The sequence below is a fragment of the Lachnotalea glycerini genome (assembly GCF_003201285.1).
GTDB lineage: Bacteria > Bacillota > Clostridia > Lachnospirales > Lachnospiraceae > Lachnotalea > Lachnotalea glycerini.
The window spans coordinates 1-23894 of record NZ_QICS01000020.1 but is presented as its reverse complement, the minus strand read 5'-3'; the positions used below and the strand labels follow the sequence as shown (position 1 = coordinate 23894).

The following is a 23894-nucleotide window of genomic DNA, read 5'->3' as shown; positions in this document are numbered from 1 at the left end:
AGTTATGAGAAATCACAAAATGAGAATGTGTGCCATATTATTAGGCAGCATGCTGGCAATGGGAAATGTTACAGCATGTGGGGTTATCAATACCTCAGCATCAAACAGTACGGAAACATCGACAGAAGCGGACACTACAACTGAGACTTCAGACACTACAACAGTAGACAGTACTTCGTCCGATTTTGAATATACAAGTGAAGATATTGATGCAAGCTACGATGAAGCGAGTGCGACTGGTATCACATTTAGTGGGACAACAATCAGTGTAGATGGATCAGGGGCAAGTGTTACAGATAGTACAGTAACGATTAGTGAAGCTGGAACCTATGTTCTAAGCGGAGAACTTAGTGATGGACAGGTAATTGTATCAGCAGATAAGGAAGATACTGTTCATTTGGTATTAAATGGAGTAAAACTTAATTGCTCTACAAGCTCAGCAATTTATTGTGAGCAGTCAGAAAAAGTAATCATTATATTAGCAGATGGAACAGAAAATACAGTATCTGATGCAACTACATATGTATACGCAAATGATACCGATACGGAACCAGAAGCAGCAATATTTTCAACCGACGATTTATTTTTAACGGGAACGGGTTCCTTAACCATAGCAGCTAATTATAACAATGGTATTCAGTCCAAGGATAATCTCTTGATTGCATCTGGAACTTATAATATTACAGCAGTAAACAATGCAATACACGGTAAGGAGTCTTTGACAATATTAGATGGTACCTTTACTGTTGATGCAGGACATAATGCGCTTCATTCAAAAGGAAATCTGACCGTAGACGGTGGAACCTATACCTTATCAGCGGTGAAAAAGGGCTTGCATGCAGACGAATTAGTAACAGTGAATGACGGTACGATTAATGTATTGGAATCTGATGAAGGTATTGAAGGCTTAAGCATTACAATAAATGGCGGAGATATTAATATAGAAGCAAGCGACGATGGTCTAAATGCAGCAAATCAGGACGATACAACAACTACTGATACAACTGCAACAAGCGATCAGACAGGGGCGGCAGCAGATATGCCAAGTGACGGTCAAATGATGACACCGCCAACGGATACGACAACTTCGACAGAGGCACAAACAACAACAGATAGCGATACTACAGCACAAGCAAGTACTGATTCAACAACAGTTGCAAGCCAGACTGAGCTTTCCGCAGATACACAGCCAGGTGGAGGACAGCCAGGAGGTGGTCAGCCAGGCGGCGGTCAAGGTGGTGAACAACCAGGCGGCGGAATGGATGAAGTGGATGAAGACTGTATTATAACAATTACAGGCGGAACACTTTATATCAATGCAAACGGTGATGGTATTGACTCAAATGGATATGTATATATGTCAGGCGGAGAAGTATATGTAAATGGTCCTACGAATGACGGAAACGGTTCATTGGATTATAATGGTGACTTTGTAATCAGTGGAGGAACTTTAGTAGCAATTGGAAGTTCAGGAATGGCTCAGACAATAACCGATACCTCAACTCAGGCGGGGCTGGAAGTTATATATACAACAAGCCAGAAAGCAGGCACCGTAGTTGGTTTACTTGATAGTTCGGGAAAAGAGGTATTAAGCTATACATCGATTAAAGATTATAGTTCCATTGTTATTAGTACTTCGGCATTAACTGATGGTGAAACCTATACACTCACTTCAGATGGTACAACACTTGGACAAATTACAATCAGTGGAATCTCAACTGTTGTAGATGAAACTGGAGCAGCGGCAACAACAGGTACAGGAGGTCCTGGTGGAGGATCAGGCGGACCTGGCGGCGGTGAAAGACCAAATCAGACAACAGATGGTACAACAACAGATGGTACGGCTACAGACAGTACTACAACTACAACAACAAATTAAAAATAAAACTAAAATAAAGATTTGATCTTAGGGTCAAATCTTATTTTATTGTATAACAACTCATGCTATAATTGTTTTTAGCATCTTAAATATGAATAACTTAGTGCAGAAAGTAAAGGATATAGAAGAACAAAATTCGGAGGAATTAAAATGCTCAAAAAAAATAGTGTAACATCCACAAGCTTGGGTCTGCGTATCATTGTCGGAGGATATTTAGTGTATCTTGCTTATTCCCTTATTCCAGCCATTAAGACAGCTTCAAATCTAAAAGAAACCATTTTCTGGGTAGGTATTGTAGCATTGTTTTTTGGTGTGGGAGGTCTTATGGCAATTTTTTCAGTAAAGGCTCTGATAAAGGGAGAATATGACAAGGGCATAGAAAGTGAAGAAAGCAGTAAAAAGGATGAAACAAAACATGATACAGAGGAAAAGGATGATAGTGGTTCAAACGAAGAGAAGTAATAGGCGAAAGGGCGATAGCGAGTAGAGCATATCGCCTTTTTATTTTTTTATAGGAAAGAACTTGTTGTGGTAATATATAAAAATTTTGATTCCTATGAAATAAAACATAATACGCACGAGTAAATAAAGATATGTTGTAATAATATACAAAAAATACTCGATAAAACTATAAGAAATGTACATTTAGTTAAGAAATTTCATACTATCTAGAAGAATATTGTATGTAGTTTGTACATATTCTTTGATATACTGTTCACGTAACAATAAGGGAGAAACAAATTCAAAATTGTTAAGGAGGATTTAAAGTATGAAAAAGAAGTTAGTTAGCGCATTATTATGTGCGGCAATGGTTGCCACTATGGTAACCGGCTGTGGAAGCTCAACTGGTACAACCACAGATAATACATCATCAGAAACCAAAACAGAAACAACAACTGATTCAACAACCGATACATCACAGACTGAGACAAAAGCTGAATCAACTGGTAAAAAGGTTGGTGTTGCAATGCCTACTCAGTCATCTGAGCGCTGGATTAATGATGGTGCTAATATGAAATCAAGACTAGAGGCTTTAGGTTATGAAGTTGATATGCAGTATGCAGAAGATGATATACAGGCTCAGGTTTCACAGATTGAGAACTTAATTGCAAATGGAGCTGATTGCTTGGTAATTGCTGCAGTGGATTCATCAGCACTTGTAAACGTTTTAAAACAGGCAAAAGACAATAACATTCCGGTAATTGCATATGACCGTTTATTAATGGATACCGATGCAGTTTCTTATTATGCAACCTTTGACAATGAAGGGGTTGGTACAGCAATCGGTAAATATATCGAAGAGAAAAAGGATTTGGCAAATGCAAAAGCAGCAGGAAAATCCTACACAATAGAATTCTTTATGGGATCACCGGATGACAACAATGCATTGTTCTTATACAGAGGTGTAATGAATGTATTACAGCCATATTTAGATGACGGAACACTAGTTTGCAAAACAGGAAGAACTTCATTTGAAGATACTTGTATTTTAAGATGGTCACAAGAAACCGCTCAGCAGATGTGTGAAAACTACTTATCAGGTTATTATGCAGATGAAAAGCTTGATATTGCATGTACTGCCTTTGACGGATTTGCATACGGTGTTCGTGCAGCATTAGAAGGTGCAGGTTATACCTTAGGTGATGAATGGCCTCTTATTACAGGTCAGGACGCTGAACTTATGGCAACTAAGAACATTATTTCAGGATATCAGACCATGTCAATCTACAAGGATACTCGTATTTTAGCTGATAAATGTGTAACTATGGTTCAGGCAGTATTAGAAGGAACAGAACCAGAAATTAACGATAAAGAACAATATAATAATAATGTTATAACAGTTCCATCTTATCTTTGCACACCGGTAGCAGTTGATAAGGATAACTATAAAGAAATTATTGTAGACGGTGGATACTATACAGAAGAGCAATTAGCTGATTAATTTAGCAATAAGTGAAACATTACATGCTAAATGAAGTCAGGCAGTGACGAGGTTCTTCTTATTGAGAAATGGGTGGCAGTATATAGGTGCCACCCATTTCTAAAGAAAAAATTAAATGACACACACCCATAAATTGATATATGCACTTTTAACGTAGTGCAAAGCTAATCATATAGCAGAGGAGTTGAGAAAGTAATGTCTGATATCATATTGGAAATGAATCATATAACCAAAGAGTTTTTTGGGGTGAAAGCGCTTGATGATGTTAATTTAATAGTGAAACGTGGAGAGATTCATGCAATTTGTGGTGAAAACGGAGCCGGTAAATCTACGTTAATGAATGTTTTATCGGGTATTTATCCTTATGGGTCATACTCGGGTGAAATTCGTTACAATGGGGAAGAGGGGCAGTTTCATAATATAAAGGACAGTGAGCACAAGGGAATCGTTATTATTCATCAGGAGCTTGCATTAAGTCCTTATCTAACAGTAGCTGAAAATGTATTCATGGGAAATGAACAAAAGTCCATGAAAGGGGTCATTGATTGGACAAAAACAAGAACCCGCGCTAAGGAAATGCTTGCAAAGGTGGGGCTTGAAAATGAAGATATCAATGCACCAATCAATTCGCTTGGTGTGGGAAAACAGCAGTTAATCGAAATAGCCAAAGCAATGGCAAAAAAAGTTGAATTATTAATATTAGACGAGCCTACAGCGGCATTAAATGACGAGGAAAGCAAAAAGCTTCTGGAAATTATGCGAGAGCTTAAAAAGCAGGGTATCACCTGTATTATTATTTCCCATAAATTAAACGAAATCAGTTATGTTTCAGATTCTATTACGGTAATTCGAGATGGGAAAACAATAGAAACACTGATCAAGGGAAAGGATGAATTTACGGAAGATCGAATTATTAAGGGCATGGTAGGACGCGAGCTTAAGAATCGATATCCAAAGAGAAATGATTGTAAAATTGGAAAAGTTATTATGGAGGTTAGTAATTGGAATGTATATCATCCTGATGATGCAAACCGCCAAATGTTAAAAAATATTTCTTTTCATGTAAAGGCAGGCGAGGTAGTAGGATTTGCAGGCTTGATGGGTGCAGGAAGAACAGAGCTGGCTATGAGTATTTTTGGAAAGTCCTATGGGCAAAAGATAACCGGACAAATCAAGATACATGGAAAAGAAGTAAATATAAAAACAGTAAAGGATGCGATTGATCATAAAATTGCATATACTTCAGAAGATAGAAAGAATTATGGACTTGTGCTAATTGACGACATTAAACGCAATATGACAATGGCAGCACTTCGAAATTTCTTTTCTAAGCGTGGTGTTGTAAATAGTAATGATGAAATTGTTGCGGCTGAAAAATATAAAAAGCTTATTAACGTAAAGGCAAATTCCATTGACCAATCCGTTAGCTCTTTATCCGGCGGAAATCAGCAAAAGGTAGTACTTGCCAAGTGGATGCTGACAGAGCCTGATGTTCTTATCTTAGATGAACCTACAAGAGGAATCGATGTAGGTGCTAAGTATGAAATATATTGTGCAATTAATGACTTGGCAAAAGCAGGTAAAGCAGTTATTGTAATTTCTTCCGAAATGCCAGAGATTATTGGTACCTGCGATAGAATCTATGTAATCAATGAAGGAAAAATAGCAGGAGAATTATCTAAGGAAGAAGTATCACAAGAAAAAATAATGAAATGTATTATGCAGCACAATGGGAAAGGAGAATAAAAATGGAAAAGAAAAAAACGGTCAATCTTGACATGAAACAATATGGAATGGTAATTGCATTGATTGCTATCTTTACGTTATTTTACATTTTATCAGGTGGTAAAAATGCATCATCAACAAACATTAATAACTTAGTTATGCAAAATGGGTATGTCGTTATTTTGGCAGTAGGTATGCTGTTATGTGTGTTAACAGGAAACATTGACCTTGGTGTAGGTTCTATTGTTGCACTAAGCGGGGCAACAGCGGCAATTCTCGTAGTAGATATGAAAGTTGCAGTTCCAATTGCATTTTTAGCAGCTTTAGCAGTTGGTATGTTTTCAGGATTATTTGTAGGCTTTTTTGTAGCTTACTTAGACATTCCGCCTTTTGTAGTAACTTTAGCAACGATGCTTATGGGTAGAGGACTTACATATACCATATTAAAGGCACAGACAAAAGGTCCCTTACAGCCGGATTATACTTGGATAGGAGCTGGATTTATTCCAACTATAAAAGTTTCATTTGGCAGCGGAACGATTGATTTAATAAGTATTTTAATTGCGGTGATCGCAAGTATACTAATTATTTTAGCTGAAATGAAAAACATTAAAACAAAAATAAAATATGGGTTTGCTACAAACCCCACTTGGCAGGTTTTTATTAAACTGGCTGTAATCATTGGAATTGTATGGTTCTTTTTCTACAAAATCGCTACTTATAACGGAATTCCGTATGTACTTGTATTAATGGGAATCTTGGTAGGGGTATATCACTTTGTGACAAGCAAAACTGTAGCGGGCCGTCAGATTTATGCTTTGGGAGGTAATGCAAAGGCAGCAAGACTTTCCGGTATTGATACAAGAAAAGTATTTTTCTGGGTATATACCAATATGGGTATTCTAGCAGCAGTAGCAGGTGTCGTATTGTCTGCACGTAATGCTTCTGCAACACCAAAAGCAGGAGATGGTTTCGAACTGGATGCCATTGGTTCATGTTATATCGGTGGTGCAGCGGCAGCAGGTGGTGTCGGTACGATTATGGGAGCTGTTGTTGGAGCGTTTATCATGGGTATTCTTAACAATGGTATGTCAATGATTGGATGGTCGACCGATATTCAGAAAGTAGTAAAAGGTATTGTTTTATTAGGAGCAGTAACTTTGGATGTATTGTCAAAACGTAAGAAAGCATAAGCAATTGCTTTAGATAAAATACAATATAACAGCGAGCAATTTTGTATTTGGCAAAATCGCTCGTTGTTTTTTGTAGGAAATTGCGTCCTATTACATAAAAATGCTCCGCAGGATGCGCACGAATGCAAGTGGAAAATGTCACAGCGTGACTGCATTCGACGGCAAAGCGGTCAAGTACCTCATGAGTGAGGGATTAGGGAGCTAATGCGGACTTGTCCGCATTGTTCATGGATTCCTTTTATAAATTGAATTTTACAGAAAGGCTATATTTAGGTATAATTAATGTAAACTTTTAAGCAATGTAGTTACTAAGAAGTTAAGGAGCGAAATAGAAGTATCCGATTTGGTTATATTATAGTTATGTATAAATGGAGGTTTTCATGAGTAATTATAGCGTCATATTAGTAGATGATGAAGAAGAAGTAAGACAAGCCATTATTAAAAAAATAAATTGGAATGAAGCAGGCTTTGATGTAATTGGTTATGCAGAAAATGGTGAAGAAGCCTTAGAACTTGCGGAAAATTTAAGACCGGATGTGATTATGACAGATATACATATGCCATTTATGGATGGTCTTACAATGTGTAGAAAGTTAAAGGAAATAGTTAAGAATACAAAAATAATTATTTTTTCAGGATATGATGAATTTGAATATGCAAGAGAAGCAATAAAGCTAGAGGTGGAGGAATATATATTAAAACCAATTGATGCAACACAGCTTAAGCTAGTATTTGAGAGAATTAAAAAGAGTCTGGATGAAGAAATTGAAGAAAAGCGTAATATGGAAAGGCTTAAAAAATACTATTATGAAAGTCTGCCTGTTATGAAAGAGCAATTTATGGGAAGTTTATTAGAAGGAAAGCTAGAAGAAGCAAAAATTGAGGAACTAAGAAAGCGATACGACATTGATTTTACAGCTCCTTTTTATGCAGTAGCAGTAATCCGTTCAGAAGCCTTAAACCGTGACAGCGAGCAGTACAAGGAAGAAGTGATGTACTCTCAATTAATTCCGGTTTCTCTTAAGCAAATCGTAAATGAAAATTTGGAAAATCTATTGGAATACAGAAGTTTTATTTACCTTGAATGGGTTGTTGTGATTGCCATGCTTGGTCATAGCAGAGAAATTACTAAATTATTAAATGGAATGAATCAAATTTGTAAAATAACCACAAGGATGTTAAATGTCAATACATCAGCCGGAATTGGACAGGCATGTGATAGTTTGATCGGATTGTCACACTCCTATGCAGGTGCAAAAAGTGCGTTTGAATATCGAATATTATTAGAGCCGAATCAGGCTATTTATATACAAGACATTGAACCAAAATCAGAAGAGAGAATCAGTATTGACGAGAATGAAGTTCAAATCATCATGAAAGAAATTAAGGTTGGCAGCCAAGAGGAGCTTCAAAAATCGATTCATACTTTAATGGCAAAGGTAAAATACTCAAAGATATCAATTGCACAATTACAGCTTTCACTGATGGAGATTTTTGTTGAAATCATAAGGCTTGGCAGAGTATATGAAGTAGATATGGAGCAGATTACAGGAGAGGATTTTAATTGGTATCAAGACATTAGCAAGTTTGATACGCTTGATGCAGTTGGTAACTGGCTTCTTCATATTTGTATGCAGGTACGAAAATTAATACGAAGAGAAAGAACGGATACAGCCAAGCTGATTACAGAAAAGGCAATCCAATACATTAATGAGAATTACAGTAATCAGGAATTATCGGTTGATACTATTTGTGGTTTGTTAAACGTAAGTGCTGCCTATTTTTCCACTATATTTAAAAAGGAAACGGGTTTGGGATTTGTAAATTATCTTACGAAGGTACGTATGGAACAGGCACTAAGGCTACTTAATACAACCTCAGAGAAAGCATATACAATAGCGGGTCAGGTTGGTTATAGTGAACCGAATTATTTTAGTTACGTGTTTAAGAAGGAGTATGGCATCTCTCCATCCAAATATCGTGCCAGTCAGGTAGAAAATAATGATAAATGAAATCAAGAAATTAATCAATTATATTTTAGGAGTATATCGGTGCAGAAGTATTCAATTTACAATATCTATATCATTTACGGCCATTTCCATTATCAGTATGAGTTTTGTAGGATTGACCTTGTATGAAAAATACATTGAAAATTCAAAACAATTAGTGACGCAGAAAAATAAGCAGCTTATCGATCAGGCAAGCCTGAATCTTAACACCTATATTAGAAATTTAATGAACATCTCTGACACCATGTATTACAGTGTAATTAAGAATAAAGATTTGGCATATGAAGATATGGACAAGGAGATGACACTTCTATATGAAGCAAATAAGGACAATTTAATCAGTATCGCTTGCTTTGATGAAAAAGGCAACCTAATAGCTGCTTCTCCGGTTGCTTCGATGAAAGATGAGGTATTGCCGGAAAAACAAGATTGGTTTATACAGGCTAATCTGAAGATAGAGAATTTACATTTTTCTACACCTCATGTACAGGATTTGTTTAATGACAGTAATTTTCGTTATTATTGGGTTGTATCTTTAAGCAGAGTTGTAAGTTTGACGTATGAGGGAAACACAAGCCGTGGAATTTTGCTGGTAGACATGAATTTTAGTGATATTGAACAGTTGTTTTCTAAGGTAAATACGAAGGGAGAAGGCTATGTGTATTTAACAGATAGTGAGGGAGAGTTGATTTATCATCCCAAACAGAAGGTTATTTATTCGAACTTGATGAAAGAAAACAATCAGGAAGCAGCACAATATGAAGATGGAAACCATATGGAATATTTTGAAGGAGAGGAAAGAGCAGTCGTAGTAAAGACAGTAGGTTATACGGGATGGAAAATCATTAGTGTTACTCCAATCAAAGAAATTGCAATCAATTTGAATCAGTTTAAATATTTTACCTATATTGTATTAGCGGTTTCTATTATTGTTATTATTATAGGTAATATTGTAATATCAGAGAAGATAACAAATCCAATTCGAAAGCTGGAGCATTCCGTTAAGGACTTAGAAAATGGAAATCTGAATTCCATTATTTATACAGGAGGTTCTCACGAAATACAGCATCTTGGCAGAACAATTTATTCTATGGTGAATCAAATGAAGCATTTGATGGATGATATTGTGAAGGAGCAGGAGGAGAAGCGTAAAAGTGAGCTGGATGCGCTGCAATCTCAGATTAATCCTCATTTTCTATATAATACATTGGATTCCATTGTCTGGATGGTAGAATCTCAGAGGTATCAGGATGCAATCTCTATGGTTACTGCATTAGCAAGTCTGTTTCGAATCAGTCTTAGTAAGGGAAAAAATATTATTTCTATTCATGATGAAATGGAGCATGCTAAAAATTACTTAAAAATTCAAAAGGTTCGTTATAAAGACCAATTTAATGTTGTAATTGATATTGCAAAAGAAATTGAAGAATATAGCACCATTAAGCTGATTGTGCAGCCGCTTTTGGAAAATGCAATTTACTACGGTGTTGAATCAATGAGGGATGAAGGTATTATAACGATAAAAGGCTATGAGACAGAAAATGATATTTATATCGAGATATCGGATAATGGGATGGGAATTCCCAAAGAGGAGCAGCTACTATTACTGACGGACAATAGCAGAGCGAGAAAAAAAGGCTCTGGTATCGGATTGATTAATGTTCATCAAAGAATTAAGCTATATTTTGGTGAAGAATATGGATTGCAAATTAAAAGTGAACTCGACGAGGGAACCACAATTGTAATCCATCTTCCAAAAGTGAAAGATAGGGAGGGAGCTAAATAATAAAAAATGGTAAAAAAGAAAAAACTTTTGATGGGATCTAGTATAGGAATTTCTTTGATGTTTATTATAATTGCACTGCTGATGTATAGCCAAGACAAAGAGATGATACCTCAGCAGGTATCTGTTATCTTATATGGAAATACAATAGATCGATGGGAAAGCTTAAAGCAGGGAATTGATCAGGCGAGTCAGGACAGTGATGTAGAAATCAATTATGTTTTGATGTCAACTACTCATAACATAGAGGAGCAGTTGCTTTTAATACAAAGGGAAATTGATAATGGTGCAGATGGTATTTTGCTTGCGGCAAATGACAGTGAAATGGATTTAAGTACAATTAATTTACCATATAAGAACTTTCCAATCGTATGTATAGAATCTGGTGTTGATAATGATAATATTACTTTGGTCAGTGCTGATAATTATTCTATGGGAGAAAACCTTGCCAAGGTAGTAAAGGATAAAGAAAATTCAATAGCTAAAATAGCAATAATAATGGAAAATCAGCAACGCGACAGTGTAAAAAAACGGTTTGAAGGCTTCTATAATCAAATTACAGAGAAATTCAACAATCTGACCTACTGGGAGAGAGAGACTGGAGAAAACACTCCCATGCTATTCGTTCAAAGAGAATTGACACAGGAAGCTGTAGACGTAGTGGTGGCTTTAGACAATACTTCTTTGGAGGCGGTAATCGATGCGACGATTAACTTGAATAAAAAAGTTAAAATTTACGGAATAGCCAATTCAGACAAAGCCGTTTATTATCTGGATAATAAAAAAATTAAAATGCTTGTTTATCAGGATGAATTTAGTATCGGCTATATTGGCCTGAAAACTATGCTTGGGGAAGAGCAATATGATAAAGAAGAAATAACACAATACATTAAATATTATACTGTAAATGACTCGAATTTATATTTGCCCGAAATTCAACGCGTTCTATTCCCATTTGTCAAATAATAAAGTCAAAGCGAGGAGCAATAGATATGAAAAAGTATAGTAAAGTGCTTGGAGCAAGCTTATTTGTTATTACGTTAGTTAGTGCTTGTTTTGTATTATTTAAACAATATTCCAGACAACAAAAAGTATCAAATGAAGTAAAAAGTATAAAAATAGGTGTTTGCATTTATGATGAATACGATACGTATGTATCCACTCTGATACAAGAGGTAAGCAAGCTGACCAAGCAAAAGGAAATGGAGACTGGTTTTGCAATCACTTTGGATATCCAAAGCGCAAGTGGCAGTCAGATTACGCAAAATGACCAGATTGAGAACTTTGTAGATAAAGAATATGATGCATTGTGTGTTGGTTTGGTTGATAGAACGGATGCTTCCGGTGTAATCGATAAGGCAAAGAGTGCAGATATTCCGATTGTATTTTTTAATCGTGAACTTGTGGAGGAGGATTTACAACGATGGGATAAAATCTATTATGTAGGTGCTGATGCCGCAGAGTCTGGTAACATGCAAGGAAATATTATCGTGGAAGCATGTGAGAAAGACTTTGATTTGATTGATAAAAATAAGGATGGAGTACTTCAATATGTGATGCTGGAGGGAGAACCGGGACATCAAGATGCTTTGGTACGAACAGAGAACTCCATTAAGACGGTAATGAATGCAGGCTATACACTTCAAAAGCTTGGTGATGAAATTGCTAATTGGAACCGCGCACAAGCCACTACGAAAATGGCAACATGGATTGATGAATTTGGCGAAGATATTGAAGTAGTATTTGCGAACAACGATGATATGGCACTTGGAGCCTTAGATGCGCTAAAGAAAAGTAAAATAGAACAATACCCCATAATTGTCGGGGTCGATGGACTGCAAAATGGCTTAGAAAGCGTGAAAAAGAAAGAGTTAATCGGTACTGTATTTAACGATTATCGAGGACAGGCCAAGGCTATTGTTGACATGGCATTTGCTCTTGCCATGAAGCAAGACTTTCCAAAAAGCATTCAATTCGTGAACAACAAATATGTATACATCCCTTATCAAAAAATTACATATGATAACGTACAAGAATACATTAGATTACTTGAGCAATAGTAGTATTCTGATCCGTCTGCCTGATTATGGAACATTCATCTAGGCAGACTAGAAGCATTCAAATAGGCATTCGCACTCAGAAGTAACGTTTCTGTCAATTTGGTTAAGTTATAAATGGACTCATTAAAGCCAAGCTCTAGCCAATGTTCTAAGATCGAAACCATTCCACCTGCAATAAAATGAATGACGTAAGGCTCTAAGCCGGTTTGTGCTCCAATGTTTTCTTTGATGAAATACATGTGGACAGAATCAGCATATTCCATATATTTTTTTGTTAATAAATAGAACAAATCATCACGGTGCAAAAAGGTAAGTAATTGTTTCTCTTGCGCCCAAAATTCATAATAATGATAAAATATCTCATAGGATGCTGATTCTTCAATATTAAATTTACTACGGAAAGTTTCAAATAACTGATCCAGAATATAGTGAATAATATCCTCCTTGGTGTCGAAATTTCGATAAAAAGTTTTTCGTACCAGCGACGCCTCCTGACAAATTTGCGTGACCGTGATTTCAGAAAAACTGTAAGCTTCTAAAAGGTGAATTAAGGAAGCGGCAATCCATTTTTGTGATTGAATTGCGATTAAACTTGTTTGTTTTTTATACATGGTGACACACATTCTCCTTTTTGTGTAAGTTAAATCAGATATCTTGTTTTTTATTTTTCTCTAGTATACTATTGATTATTATATGACACAAGTGGGACATTTTATTTAAATAGGATTTATTTATGAGATGATGCATGAACTAGAAAGCGGAAAGTGAGAAAATCATGAGCTATGTGAAAATAATAGAGGAATATAGAAGATACTATATGGGAGAAAGCACCATTGTTGCCAATAACGGAATTAGTTTTGAGATTGAAAAGGGTGAATTTGCAATTATATTAGGGCCAAGTGGGGCAGGCAAATCAACGGTTTTAAATATTTTAGGAGGAATGGATACACCGGATGAAGGGCATGTCTTTGTAGATGGAATTGATATAGCAACCTATAACAGTAAAAAACTGACGAAATACCGACGGGAAGATGTAGGATTTGTATTTCAGTTTTATAATTTAGTTCCTAATTTGACAGCAAAGGAAAATGTAGAATTGGCAACACAGATTTCACCAAATGCATTAGATGTCGACAATGTATTAGAAGATGTTGGACTGGGTGACAGAAAACTCAACTTTCCTGCGCAGCTATCAGGTGGTGAGCAGCAGCGAGTTGCGATTGCAAGGGCACTGGCGAAGAATCCCAAATTACTGCTTTGCGACGAGCCAACGGGAGCACTTGATTATGAAACAGGCAAGCAGATATTAAAGCTATTACAGGATACTTGCAAAAATACGGGAACCACCGTTATTGTAATCACACACAATACAGCGATAGCACCGATGGCGGATCGAGTAATTCATATACATAATGCCAAAGTTCGTAATATTGAAGTCAATGCCGCTCCGTTGCCTGTTGAGTTAATCGAATGGTAGATAGGAGCAGGTAATGGGTAAGAAAAAAGCACTAAAAAGACTTATTTTTCAAGAAATACTTACTTCGAAAGCAAGGTTTATTTCCATTATGCTGCTGATTCTCATCGGTGTTTCGTTTTATTCTGCATTGAATGCTTCGGGACCGGATATGTTAAAAACAGCAGAACTTTATTTTAATAACCGTCACTTAATGGACATTCATGTAGTATCTACCATGGGACTTGAGGATGAAGACATTGAAATTTTAAAATTACATGAAGATATTGATCAGATTGAAGTCGGGTACAGTCAGGACGTTTTGACTTCAAAAGAAAATAAGATTTTAAAGGTTTATTCCTATGATTCAAGTCAAACCTTAAACCAGCTCGAAGTAAAGTCAGGGAAATTGCCAGAAAATTCAGGAGAAATTGCATTAGTTGCCAGTGACGAAATAGAAAAATTATACCAGATCGGTGACACGGTTTCTTTTCTTTCAGACAGTGAAGATACTAATTTGTCTGAACAGTTTGATAAATCGAACTATACGGTGGTAGGTTTTGTAAAAAGCCCATTCTATGTAAGCGACAAACAGCTTGGCAGCAGTACGATTGGAAAGGGTACACTGGATGGCTATGGTATTATTATTGCGGAGGATTTTAATCTTTCGGTCTATACAGATGCCTATATGACATTTAAAAGCCTGAAGGGCGTTGATTCCTGTAGCAATTTGTACAAAAATACAATTGAAAGCTATCAGGAAGAAATAGAGTCATCCTTTGATGAACGCTCGGTGATACGATTGGCTGATATCAAGGGAGAGGCGCAAGAAAAATTAACGGATGCGAAACAAGAGGTATCAGAGGGTAAGAAAGAGCTGACAGATGCAGAAACTAAACTTGAAGATGCAAAAGCCCAAATTGAAGATGGAACGAGTCAGATTGCAGAGGCAAAAATTGAATTGCAAGATGCAAAAAAGAAATTAGAAGATGGGCAGGCTGAATATGATGAAAACAAAGCCATATTTGATGAAAAGATAGCAGACGGTAAGGCACAGTTAGATATTGGAGGTAATCAGCTTGCACAAGGACAGAGTACGTTAGATGAAAACAAGGAAAAGGTAAAGCAGGGTAAAGCACAGGTAGATGAGGGATTAAAGCAAATTGAAGCACAAACTGTCACTCTCACAGAACAAAAAAGTCAAATGGAAGCTTTCTTAGAACAGACAAAGCAAATAATCGAAGTGCCGATTGCGTATATAACAACCGAGCAGCAAAATACCTTAATACAAGCTGGAAGTGCAGTAACAATTGGGGATAGCCTGACCTTAGGTGATTTGTGGACGGCATATTTTACCAATTCGACAAGCGGTAGTACGATTGTTGATGCATTAGAGAGTATCCTTTCACAAATTGATGCAGGTCTGGTTACTTTAGCAGATACGAAAAAGCAGCTATTAGAGAAACAGGAAGAGTTAGATAACGCACAAGCTCAAATAAATAGTGGTCAGGAGGAGCTAAATACAGGTGCAGACACGATTATAGTAAAAAGCAAAGAGTTTGAAGAAGCGAAGGCAGATGGTGAAAGTCAGCTTGCGGAGGCGAAAAAGAAGCTTGAAGATGGATGGGCAGAATATGAAGATGGTGCTGCTACACTTTTGGATGAAGAGCAAAAGCTAGAGGATGCAAAGCAAGAATATGAAGACGGTTTGGAAGAATATAATGAGAAAAAAGCCGATGCCCAAAAAGAGATAGCCGATGCCGAAGAGAAAATAGCAGACGGGGAAAAAAAGCTGGCAGACTTAAAGAGCTTGACCTATTATGCATTGGCAAGGGAAGACAATCCAGGGTATAGCGAATATGCAGATAATGCAAAAAGACTTTCAGCTCTATCGGTTGTATTTCCAACCTTTTTCTTTGCGATAGCTGCATTAGTATGTCTCACAACCATTACTAGAATGATAGAGGAACAAAGGGTACAGATCGGAACCTTAAAGGCGCAAGGTTATACAAATGGAGAAATCTCCTTAAAATATTATGTCTATGCACTTGGTGCCGGAGGTGTTGGTACACTTCTTGGGCTGCTCTTGGGCTTTTATGGTATACCAAGAATTATTGTAAGTGCATATAGTCCCATGTATGAGCTTCCAAATCAACAATTCGATGCATATTTATCGATAGGAATGATCTCAGTTGCAATTGCAGTTTTTAGTACAGGAATCTCTGTATGGGCTGTACTTCATCAGGAATTAAAAGAGTGTCCTGCCACGTTAATGCGGCCAAAGGCTCCTAAGGTTGGAAAACGGATTTTCTTAGAGAGAATGACTTTGATTTGGAATCGATTGAATTTTGTACAAAAAGTAACCATGCGTAATTTATTTCGCTATAAACAGCGTATGATTATGACTGTTTTTGGAATTGCAGGTTGTATGGGGTTGATGATGACGGGCTTTGGTATTAAGGACTCATTAGCGGATATACCAAACTTGCAATATAATACGATTATACATTATCAAGCATTAGCAGTATTTGATGAAGATGCCAGTAATGCAAAAAAGGAAGAAGCGAAAGCGGCAATAGCAAACATGAATGGTTTAAATGATTATTTAATGATATGGGAAGGACTCTATGATGTAAAGCATGCAGGTGTCAACACCCAGCAGGTTCTGTTAGTTGTTCCCGAAGATACCCAGAAGTTTTCGCAGTTTGTCTCATTACGTAATCAAGGAAGTGACAGTTCCTATGAATTACCAGAGAATGGAGCAGTCATTACCCAAAAATTAGCTGATTTATTTCGTGTAAAGGCAGGAGATTCTATAACAATAACAGACGCGGATAATCAAGAATATGTCATACCAATTGCAAAAATTACCGAAAACTATACAGGGCATTATATTTATATGTCACCACAGACTTATCAAGAATGTTTTAATAGCACCGCCATTCAATATAATGGAACTTTGCTCCAATACGAACAGGATGAGGCGTGGGAAGAGACAGTGTCAAAATTTTTGAATCAATATAGTGCGATTCAAACCATTTCCTATAACTCTTCTGTTATCGAAACGCTGAATCATTCCTTGGACAGCTTAAATGCGGTAGTTTTGGTAATTATCATCGCAGCAGCCGTTCTGGCTTTTGTGGTACTTTACAATTTGACCAATATTAATGTGTCAGAGCGAATACGGGAACTTTCTACGATTAAAGTATTAGGCTTTTACGATAATGAAGTTACAATGTATATTTACCGTGAAAATGTTATTCTATCTTTACTTGGAATTTTCTTCGGAAGCTTTCTTGGTAAATTTCTTCATTACTTTGTTTTAGATACTGCATTAATGGATAACATGACGTTTCAAAATTCTTTACATGTGCTAAGCTATGTATTTGCAGGAGCATTAACCTTACTTTTTGCAACATTGGTTATGTGGGTGATGCATAATAGATTAAAGCATGTGGATATGATAGAGGCATTAAAGTCGAATGATTAAGGAAAAATAGCGTTTACTATTATAATAAACAAAACAACCAATCAGTACAACTTTCAAATATTTACAATACAAGTTATAAAAATTGTACACAAATTGTATTGACAAGTGTTTCTTTATTGCTGTATATTATTGATAGAAAAGCTTGTAAAAGCAATACAAAATTATATAATGTGAATAAATGGAAAATAAATACAAAGTTGCATTGGCAAAGGTAATCATACGAGTTACTTTGGAGGATAAATCATGACACAACAGCCTAAATATAAGAAATTAGTTGAATGGGTAAAGGCTCAAGTGGAAAGCTCTAAGCTAGGTCCGGGGGAAAAACTTAATTCAGAGAATGAACTGACAGAGATGTTTCAGATCAGCAGGCAAACGGTAAGACGTGCCATTGAAGAGCTAGAAATGGATGGAATTGTTGAGAGGCGTCAGGGGAGCGGAACCTATATCAGTAATGTATTTAAGAGAAAAACAGAAAATACAATGAATATAGCTGTCATTACTACGTATGTGGATGATTACATTTTCCCAAGTATTATTAAAGGAATGGAAGAGGTAATATCTGACGCAGGCTATACTCTTCAAATTGCTTTTACTCATAATAGCGTAGAAAAGGAATATAGTGTTATTAAGAACATTTTGGACAGAAATATGGCAGACGGTATTATTGTAGAACCAACTAAGAGCGGTATTCCGAATCCAAATGTGGAATTATACAATGAAATTATAGCAAAGGATATACCAACTATTTTTTTTAACAGCTATTATCCTGAAATCAAGCTTCCTTATGTGGTACTTGATGATAAGGCAACCGGATATAAAGCAGCTAAGCATTTAATTGATGCAGGACATGAGAGAATTGCAGGAATATTTAAATCGGATGACAGACAAGGTCACTTAAGATATGCAGGATATGTACAAGCTTTGTCAGAGGAAGGCTTAAGGTTATATGACGAGAATGTACTTTGGATTGACACGGAGGATTTAAGAAATCTTTCAATGGAATCAAAGCGTGTGTTAAAAAGACTTAAGGATTGTACGGGCTGTGTTTGCTATAACGATTTGGCTGCGCAGGAAGTTGTTAAGATATGTAGTAAACATGAAATAAAAATACCAGAAGAATTATCTCTTGTTAGTATAGACAATTCCGATCTTGCAGCTAATTGTAAGATACCTTTAACCTCAGTATCACATCCTAAAATTGAGCTTGGTAAAATGGCGGCAAGCAATCTGATTCAAATGATACGAGGTGAAATCGCACAGGCAAGCTATGCATTTTCGCCGGAGCTTACCGAGCGTAAATCGGTGAAAAGAATCAACTAGTAGATATATTAAGTGAAAGCCGCTTAAATGTGGAGTGCTAGAAGCTTCCATTATGATAAATTAAAGGAGGAAATACAATGAATACAGGAAAGCAGTACAAGTTTTGGTTTGCAACAGGTTCACAAAGTCTTTATGGAGACGAGTGTTTAAGGGAAGTGGCAGATCATTCAAGAATCATGGTAGAGGGTCTTAACAAGTCAGGGATATTACCATTTGAGGTAGTATTAAAACCAACCTTAATTGACAATGAATCCATTCGTAAAACCTTTAATGATGCAAATGCAGATAATGAGTGTGCAGGTGTTATAACATGGATGCATACTTTTTCACCGGCTAAATCATGGATTTTAGGACTTCAGGAATATAGAAAGCCGCTATTACATTTACATACTCAGTTTAATCAGCAAATTCCGTATGATTCCATTGATATGGACTTTATGAATACAAACCAGTCTGCTCATGGTGACAGAGAGTTTGGTCATATCGTAAGTCGTATGGGACTTGAAAGAAAGGTAATTGTAGGTTTCTGGGATGATAAGCAGGTACAGGAGAGAATTGCATCCTGGATGAGAACTGCAATCGGCCTTATGGAGAGCAGTCATATCCGCGTATTAAGGGTTGGAGATAATATGAGAAACGTAGCCGTTACCGAAGGCGATAAGGTAGAAGCTCATATTAAGTTTGGCTGGGAAATTGATGCTTATAATATTACAGATATTTCAGAATATGTGCAGGCTGTATCAGAGGGTGATATCAATATTTTGGTAGAAGAATATTATGATAAGTATGACATGATTTTAGAGGGAAGAAATGCAGATGAGTTTAGGAAGCATGTTGCAGTTCAAGCCGGTATTGAGCTGGGATTTGAGAGATTCTTAAAAGAAAAGAACTATCAGGCAATCGTAACCAACTTTGAAATGTTATCTGGTCTACAGCAGCTTCCAGGACTTGCGATTCAAAGATTAATGGAAAAAGGCTATGGATTTGGCGGAGAAGGTGACTGGAAAACAGCGGCTATGGTTCGTTTAATGAAGATTATGACAGAGGGAGTAAAGGATGCAAAGGGAACTTCCTTTATGGAGGATTATACTTATAATCTTGTACAGGGTCAAGAAGGAATTCTTCAGTCTCATATGCTTGAGGTTTGCCCAAGCATCAGTGCAGTGAAACCGGCAATTAAGGTGTCACCTCTTTCGATGGGAAACCGCGAAGATCCGGCACGTTTGGTATTTACTTCAAAAGCAGGAAAGGGTATCGCAACCTCTCTGGTAGATATGGGGAATCGTTTTAGATTGATTATTAACGAAGTAGAGTGTCTGACTCAGGATATTCCAATGCCTAAATTACCAGTGGCATCTGCGTTTTGGAGACCAGAGCCTAGTCTTTCCACAGGGGCAGAAGCATGGATTTTGGCTGGCGGAGCACATCATACTGCATTTTCATATGATCTTACAACAGAGCAGATGGTAGACTGGGCAGCAGGAATGGGAATTGAAAGTGTTGTCATTGATAAGGATACGACGATACGAAATATTAAGAATGAGTTAAGATGGAATTCCATCGCATTTCGCTAGGGGTTGATAATCAGTAAACAATAATTGTACGGCTCAGTACTTTAGGGAATTATCTGAGTCCTCAACAAAAAAGAAGAGGGTGGAAGTAAAATGGATCAAAACAGTAAGGTAATAAATTGTATACAAAATGGAATGGCGTCGTTAGGAATTGAATTTGGATCTACACGTATTAAAGCAGTATTAATTGATGAAAAGCATAATCCGATAGGAATTGGAAGTTATGAATGGAAAAATAAGCTGGTAGATGAAATCTGGACCTATGATGAGGAGGATATATGGAAAGGACTTAGTGGCTGTTATATGGATTTAGCTAAGGATGTTCAGAATCAATATGGAATTACAATTCATAAATTAGCAGGAATAGGATTTAGTGCCATGATGCATGGGTACCTGCCTTTTGATGAAAAGGATAACCTCTTGGTTCCATTTCGTACATGGCGCAACAATATGACAGGGGAAGCCTGCAAAAAGCTGATCAGCTTATTCCAATATAACATTCCACAGCGCTGGAGTATTGCACATTTATATCAGGCAATTCTAAATAATGAGAAGCATGTGAAAGACATTTGCTTTCTTACAACGCTTGCCGGCTACGTTCACTGGAAGCTGACGGGAAAGAAGGTACTGGGAATTGGAGATGCATCAGGTGTATTTCCAATTGATATAGAAAAAAAGAATTATCATGCTAAAATGCTAAAGCAGTTTGATGACTTAATTGCTGACAAAGGTTACACTTGGAAGCTAGAGGATGTTTTACCTAAGGTTTTGGCAGCAGGAGACAATGCAGGTTATTTGACAGAAGCAGGAGCAAAGCTTATGGACGCATCAGGTAATCTGGAGGCAGGCATTCCGATTTGCCCACCTGAGGGTGATGCAGGTACAGGAATGGTAGCAACCAATACGGTTGCGAAAAAAACAGGAAACGTTTCAGCGGGAACTTCCGTTTTTGCTATGATTGTATTGGAAAAGGAATTATCAAAGGTTTATGAAGAACTTGATATGGTAACGACTCCGTCAGGGGATTTGGTTGCTATGGCTCATTCCAATAACTGTACGACTGATTTAAATGATTGGATTCAGCTTTTTAAACAATCAATGGAAGCATTTGGGGTATCCATAGATAATGACAAATTATTTGAAGTGCTTTATAATAAGGCTTTGGAGGGAGATGCAGACTGCGGAGGGCTTTTGTCCTACTGTTATCATTCGGGAGAGCACATGACCGGATTTACAGAGGGAAGACCTTTATTTGTAAGAACTCCAAATAGTCAGTTTAATCTTGCTAATTTTATGCGTGTACATTTATATACTTCCCTGGGAGCGATGAAAATCGGACTTGATCTTCTTATGAAGCAAGAAAAGGTTAAAATAGACCAGATTTTGGGACATGGAGGACTTTTTAAAACAAAGACCGTAGGACAGAAAATATTGGCAGCAGCAGCAGGAGTTCCTGTTTCTGTTATGGAAACAGCAGGAGAAGGAGGAGCCTGGGGCATTGCCATATTAGCGGCCTATATGGCTCATAATGAAAAGAAGGAAAGCCTTTCGAAATACTTGAATACGGAGGTATTTGCAGATAGTGTCTTTGACGAAGTAAAACCAACTATAGAAGAAATAGAAGGTTTTGAGAAATTTATCGAACGTTATAAAGAAGGTTTAGAGATTGAACGAGCGGCAGTAAATCATATGCAATAAAGAAAGTGAGAGCAAGAAAGGAGTCACGTATGTTAAAGGATTTAAAGGAACAGGTATTTGAAGCAAACATGGAATTGCCAAAGAGAGGTCTGATCACCTACACATGGGGCAATGTAAGCGGGATTGACAGGGAAAAAGGCTTGTTTGTGATAAAACCAAGCGGAGTGGATTATGAGGACTTAAAGCCGGAAGATATGGTGGTTATGGATTTAGAAGGAAATAGAGTAGAAGGTAAATTTAAGCCATCCTCTGACACAGCTACTCACCTTGAGCTTTATAAGGCATTTGATAAAGTGGGAGGAATTGTTCACACACATTCCCCTTGGGCAACCTCATGGGCACAGGCAGGAAGAGGAATCCCATGTTATGGAACGACTCATGCAGACTACTTCTATGGAGCAATTCCGTGCGCAAGAGGACTCAGTGCAGATGAGATTAACGGAGAATATGAGAAAAATACAGGGCTTGTTATTATAGAAACCTTTAAAAATATTGATCCAATGAGTGTTCCTGGAATTCTGTGCAGTAATCATGGACCATTTACCTGGGGTAAGGATTCTAAAGAGGCTGTGCATAATGCAGTAGTATTAGAGGAAGTTGCCAAAATGGCCACACGAACGGAAGCGATTAACAAGGATGTCGCACCGGCTCCTCAGGTATTGCAGGATAAACACTATTTAAGAAAACATGGTGCAAATGCATATTATGGTCAAAAATAATGGATTGAATTTATAAATAACTAGATTTTGAGAGAAAAAGAGTAAAAATTGTAGTAGACAAGATATACTCCTAGTGATAATCTGGGAATAGATTTTAGATATTTTAAAGAGAGAGAGGATTAATTTTATGAAATTTTTCATTGACACAGCCAAAGTAGAGGATATTAAAAAAGCAAACGATATGGGAATCATCTGTGGTGTAACTACGAATCCATCTTTAATTGCAAAAGAGGGAAGAGTATTTGAAGAAGTAATTGCAGAAATCGCTTCCATCGTGGATGGACCAATCAGCGGTGAAGTAAAGGCAACTACAATAGATGCAGAGGGTATGATCAAAGAAGGAAAAGAAATCGCTAAAATTCACCCTAATATGGTTGTAAAAATTCCAATGACAGTAGAAGGCTTAAAGGCAACTAAGGTTCTTAGCAAAGAAGGTATCAAGACAAATGTTACTTTAATCTTTAGTGCAGCACAGGCGTTACTTGCCGCCAGAGCAGGAGCTGCTTATGTATCACCATTTCTTGGACGTTTAGATGATATTTCAATGCCGGGAATTGATTTGGTTCGTACGATTGCAGATATCTTTCAGATTCATGGTATCGAAACAGAGATTATTGCAGCAAGCGTTCGTAATCCAATTCATGTAATAGATTGTGCATTAGCAGGAGCGGACATTGCGACAGTTCCATATGCTACGCTGGAACAAATGACAAAGCATCCATTAACAGATCAGGGCATTGAAAAATTCCAGGCAGATTATAAAAAGGTTTTCGGGGATCAATAAAACGATATATTGTAATTCTAAAATTATAATTTATATATAATAAAAAATAAAATTTGTTCGTTTCACACGGTAGACAACTAACTTTGCCAAAAGGCAAAGAAGTTGTCTATTTTTTATGTAATAGGAGCGTGTCCAGCGAAGCTGGACCACACCAGTCGGTGCAAGTCCGGTTATGGTAATCGCCAGTGAGCCATATAGTCAAACTCGGTGCGTTGTAGTAATGCAGGGTGCTAAGCGAGTGGGTAATGTAACTTCGAAAGAGGTG

General features: G+C 37.0%; 17 protein-coding genes. 16 read left to right on the top strand and 1 reads right to left on the bottom strand.

Annotated elements, in window-relative coordinates; translation table 11 throughout:
- Positions 1-4: 4 nt before the first annotated feature.
- The 9 genes from C8E03_RS20660 to C8E03_RS20620 all read left to right on the top strand — a co-directional run bounded on the left by C8E03_RS20660 (position 5) and on the right by C8E03_RS20620 (position 12591).
- Positions 5-1879 (top strand): carbohydrate-binding domain-containing protein, encoded by a 1875-nt coding sequence (locus tag C8E03_RS20660; RefSeq protein WP_094378002.1) that lies wholly within the window; start codon positions 5-7, stop codon positions 1877-1879.
- A 150-nt stretch (positions 1880-2029) separates the two neighbouring features.
- Positions 2030-2341: a hypothetical protein gene (locus C8E03_RS20655; protein WP_094378003.1), complete on the top strand. Its 312-nt coding sequence runs from the start codon at positions 2030-2032 to the stop codon at positions 2339-2341.
- 307 nt (positions 2342-2648) lie between these two features.
- Positions 2649-3821, top strand: coding sequence for a multiple monosaccharide ABC transporter substrate-binding protein (gene chvE / locus C8E03_RS20650; protein ID WP_094378004.1), 1173 nt, complete (start codon positions 2649-2651; stop codon positions 3819-3821).
- Between the two features lie 195 nt (positions 3822-4016).
- Positions 4017-5567 (top strand): multiple monosaccharide ABC transporter ATP-binding protein, encoded by a 1551-nt coding sequence (gene mmsA / locus C8E03_RS20645; RefSeq protein WP_094378005.1) that lies wholly within the window; start codon positions 4017-4019, stop codon positions 5565-5567.
- 2 nt (positions 5568-5569) lie between these two features.
- Positions 5570-6739, top strand: a complete 1170-nt coding sequence (gene mmsB / locus C8E03_RS20640) for a multiple monosaccharide ABC transporter permease (RefSeq protein ID WP_110292023.1) — start codon at positions 5570-5572, stop codon at positions 6737-6739.
- A gap of 380 nt (positions 6740-7119) precedes the next feature.
- The gene (locus C8E03_RS20635; protein ID WP_170123086.1) at positions 7120-8751 is read left to right on the top strand and encodes a response regulator; all 1632 of its coding nucleotides are present in this window, start codon (positions 7120-7122) and stop codon (positions 8749-8751) included.
- Positions 8741-10534 (top strand): sensor histidine kinase, encoded by a 1794-nt coding sequence (locus C8E03_RS20630; RefSeq protein WP_094378008.1) that lies wholly within the window; start codon positions 8741-8743, stop codon positions 10532-10534. Before C8E03_RS20635 ends, C8E03_RS20630 begins: the two co-directional genes overlap by 11 nt.
- 6 nt (positions 10535-10540) lie before the next feature.
- Positions 10541-11497: a substrate-binding domain-containing protein gene (locus C8E03_RS20625; RefSeq protein WP_094378009.1), complete on the top strand. Its 957-nt coding sequence runs from the start codon at positions 10541-10543 to the stop codon at positions 11495-11497.
- A gap of 26 nt (positions 11498-11523) precedes the next feature.
- Complete coding sequence (locus C8E03_RS20620) at positions 11524-12591, top strand: galactose ABC transporter substrate-binding protein (protein ID WP_110292022.1); 1068 nt, start codon at positions 11524-11526, stop codon at positions 12589-12591.
- 35 nt (positions 12592-12626) lie between these two features.
- Here the strand turns inward: C8E03_RS20620 and C8E03_RS20615 are convergent, their stop codons facing one another.
- Complete coding sequence (locus C8E03_RS20615) at positions 12627-13202, bottom strand: TetR/AcrR family transcriptional regulator (RefSeq protein ID WP_094378011.1); 576 nt, start codon at positions 13200-13202, stop codon at positions 12627-12629.
- Positions 13203-13366: 164 nt separating this feature from the next.
- Between C8E03_RS20615 and C8E03_RS20610 the strand changes: the two genes are divergently transcribed.
- From C8E03_RS20610 to fsa, 7 genes are all read left to right on the top strand, one after another.
- Positions 13367-14068 carry an ABC transporter ATP-binding protein gene (locus tag C8E03_RS20610; protein WP_094378012.1) on the top strand — a complete coding sequence of 234 codons (702 nt, stop codon included), beginning with the start codon at positions 13367-13369 and terminating at the stop codon, positions 14066-14068.
- 13 nt (positions 14069-14081) lie between these two features.
- Positions 14082-17534 (top strand): FtsX-like permease family protein, encoded by a 3453-nt coding sequence (locus tag C8E03_RS20605; RefSeq protein WP_110292020.1) that lies wholly within the window; start codon positions 14082-14084, stop codon positions 17532-17534.
- 243 nt (positions 17535-17777) lie between these two features.
- Positions 17778-18857: a GntR family transcriptional regulator gene (locus C8E03_RS20600; RefSeq protein WP_110292019.1), complete on the top strand. Its 1080-nt coding sequence runs from the start codon at positions 17778-17780 to the stop codon at positions 18855-18857.
- 77 nt (positions 18858-18934) lie between these two features.
- On the top strand, positions 18935-20431 hold the full coding sequence (gene araA / locus C8E03_RS20595) for an L-arabinose isomerase (RefSeq protein WP_110292018.1): 1497 nt from the start codon (positions 18935-18937) through the stop codon (positions 20429-20431).
- 90 nt (positions 20432-20521) lie between these two features.
- Positions 20522-22126: a xylulokinase gene (locus C8E03_RS20590; protein ID WP_094378016.1), complete on the top strand. Its 1605-nt coding sequence runs from the start codon at positions 20522-20524 to the stop codon at positions 22124-22126.
- A gap of 29 nt (positions 22127-22155) precedes the next feature.
- Positions 22156-22845 (top strand): L-ribulose-5-phosphate 4-epimerase, encoded by a 690-nt coding sequence (araD, locus tag C8E03_RS20585; RefSeq protein WP_110292017.1) that lies wholly within the window; start codon positions 22156-22158, stop codon positions 22843-22845.
- 127 nt (positions 22846-22972) lie between these two features.
- Positions 22973-23629: a fructose-6-phosphate aldolase gene (fsa, locus tag C8E03_RS20580; RefSeq protein WP_094378018.1), complete on the top strand. Its 657-nt coding sequence runs from the start codon at positions 22973-22975 to the stop codon at positions 23627-23629.
- Positions 23630-23894: the final 265 nt, after the last annotated feature.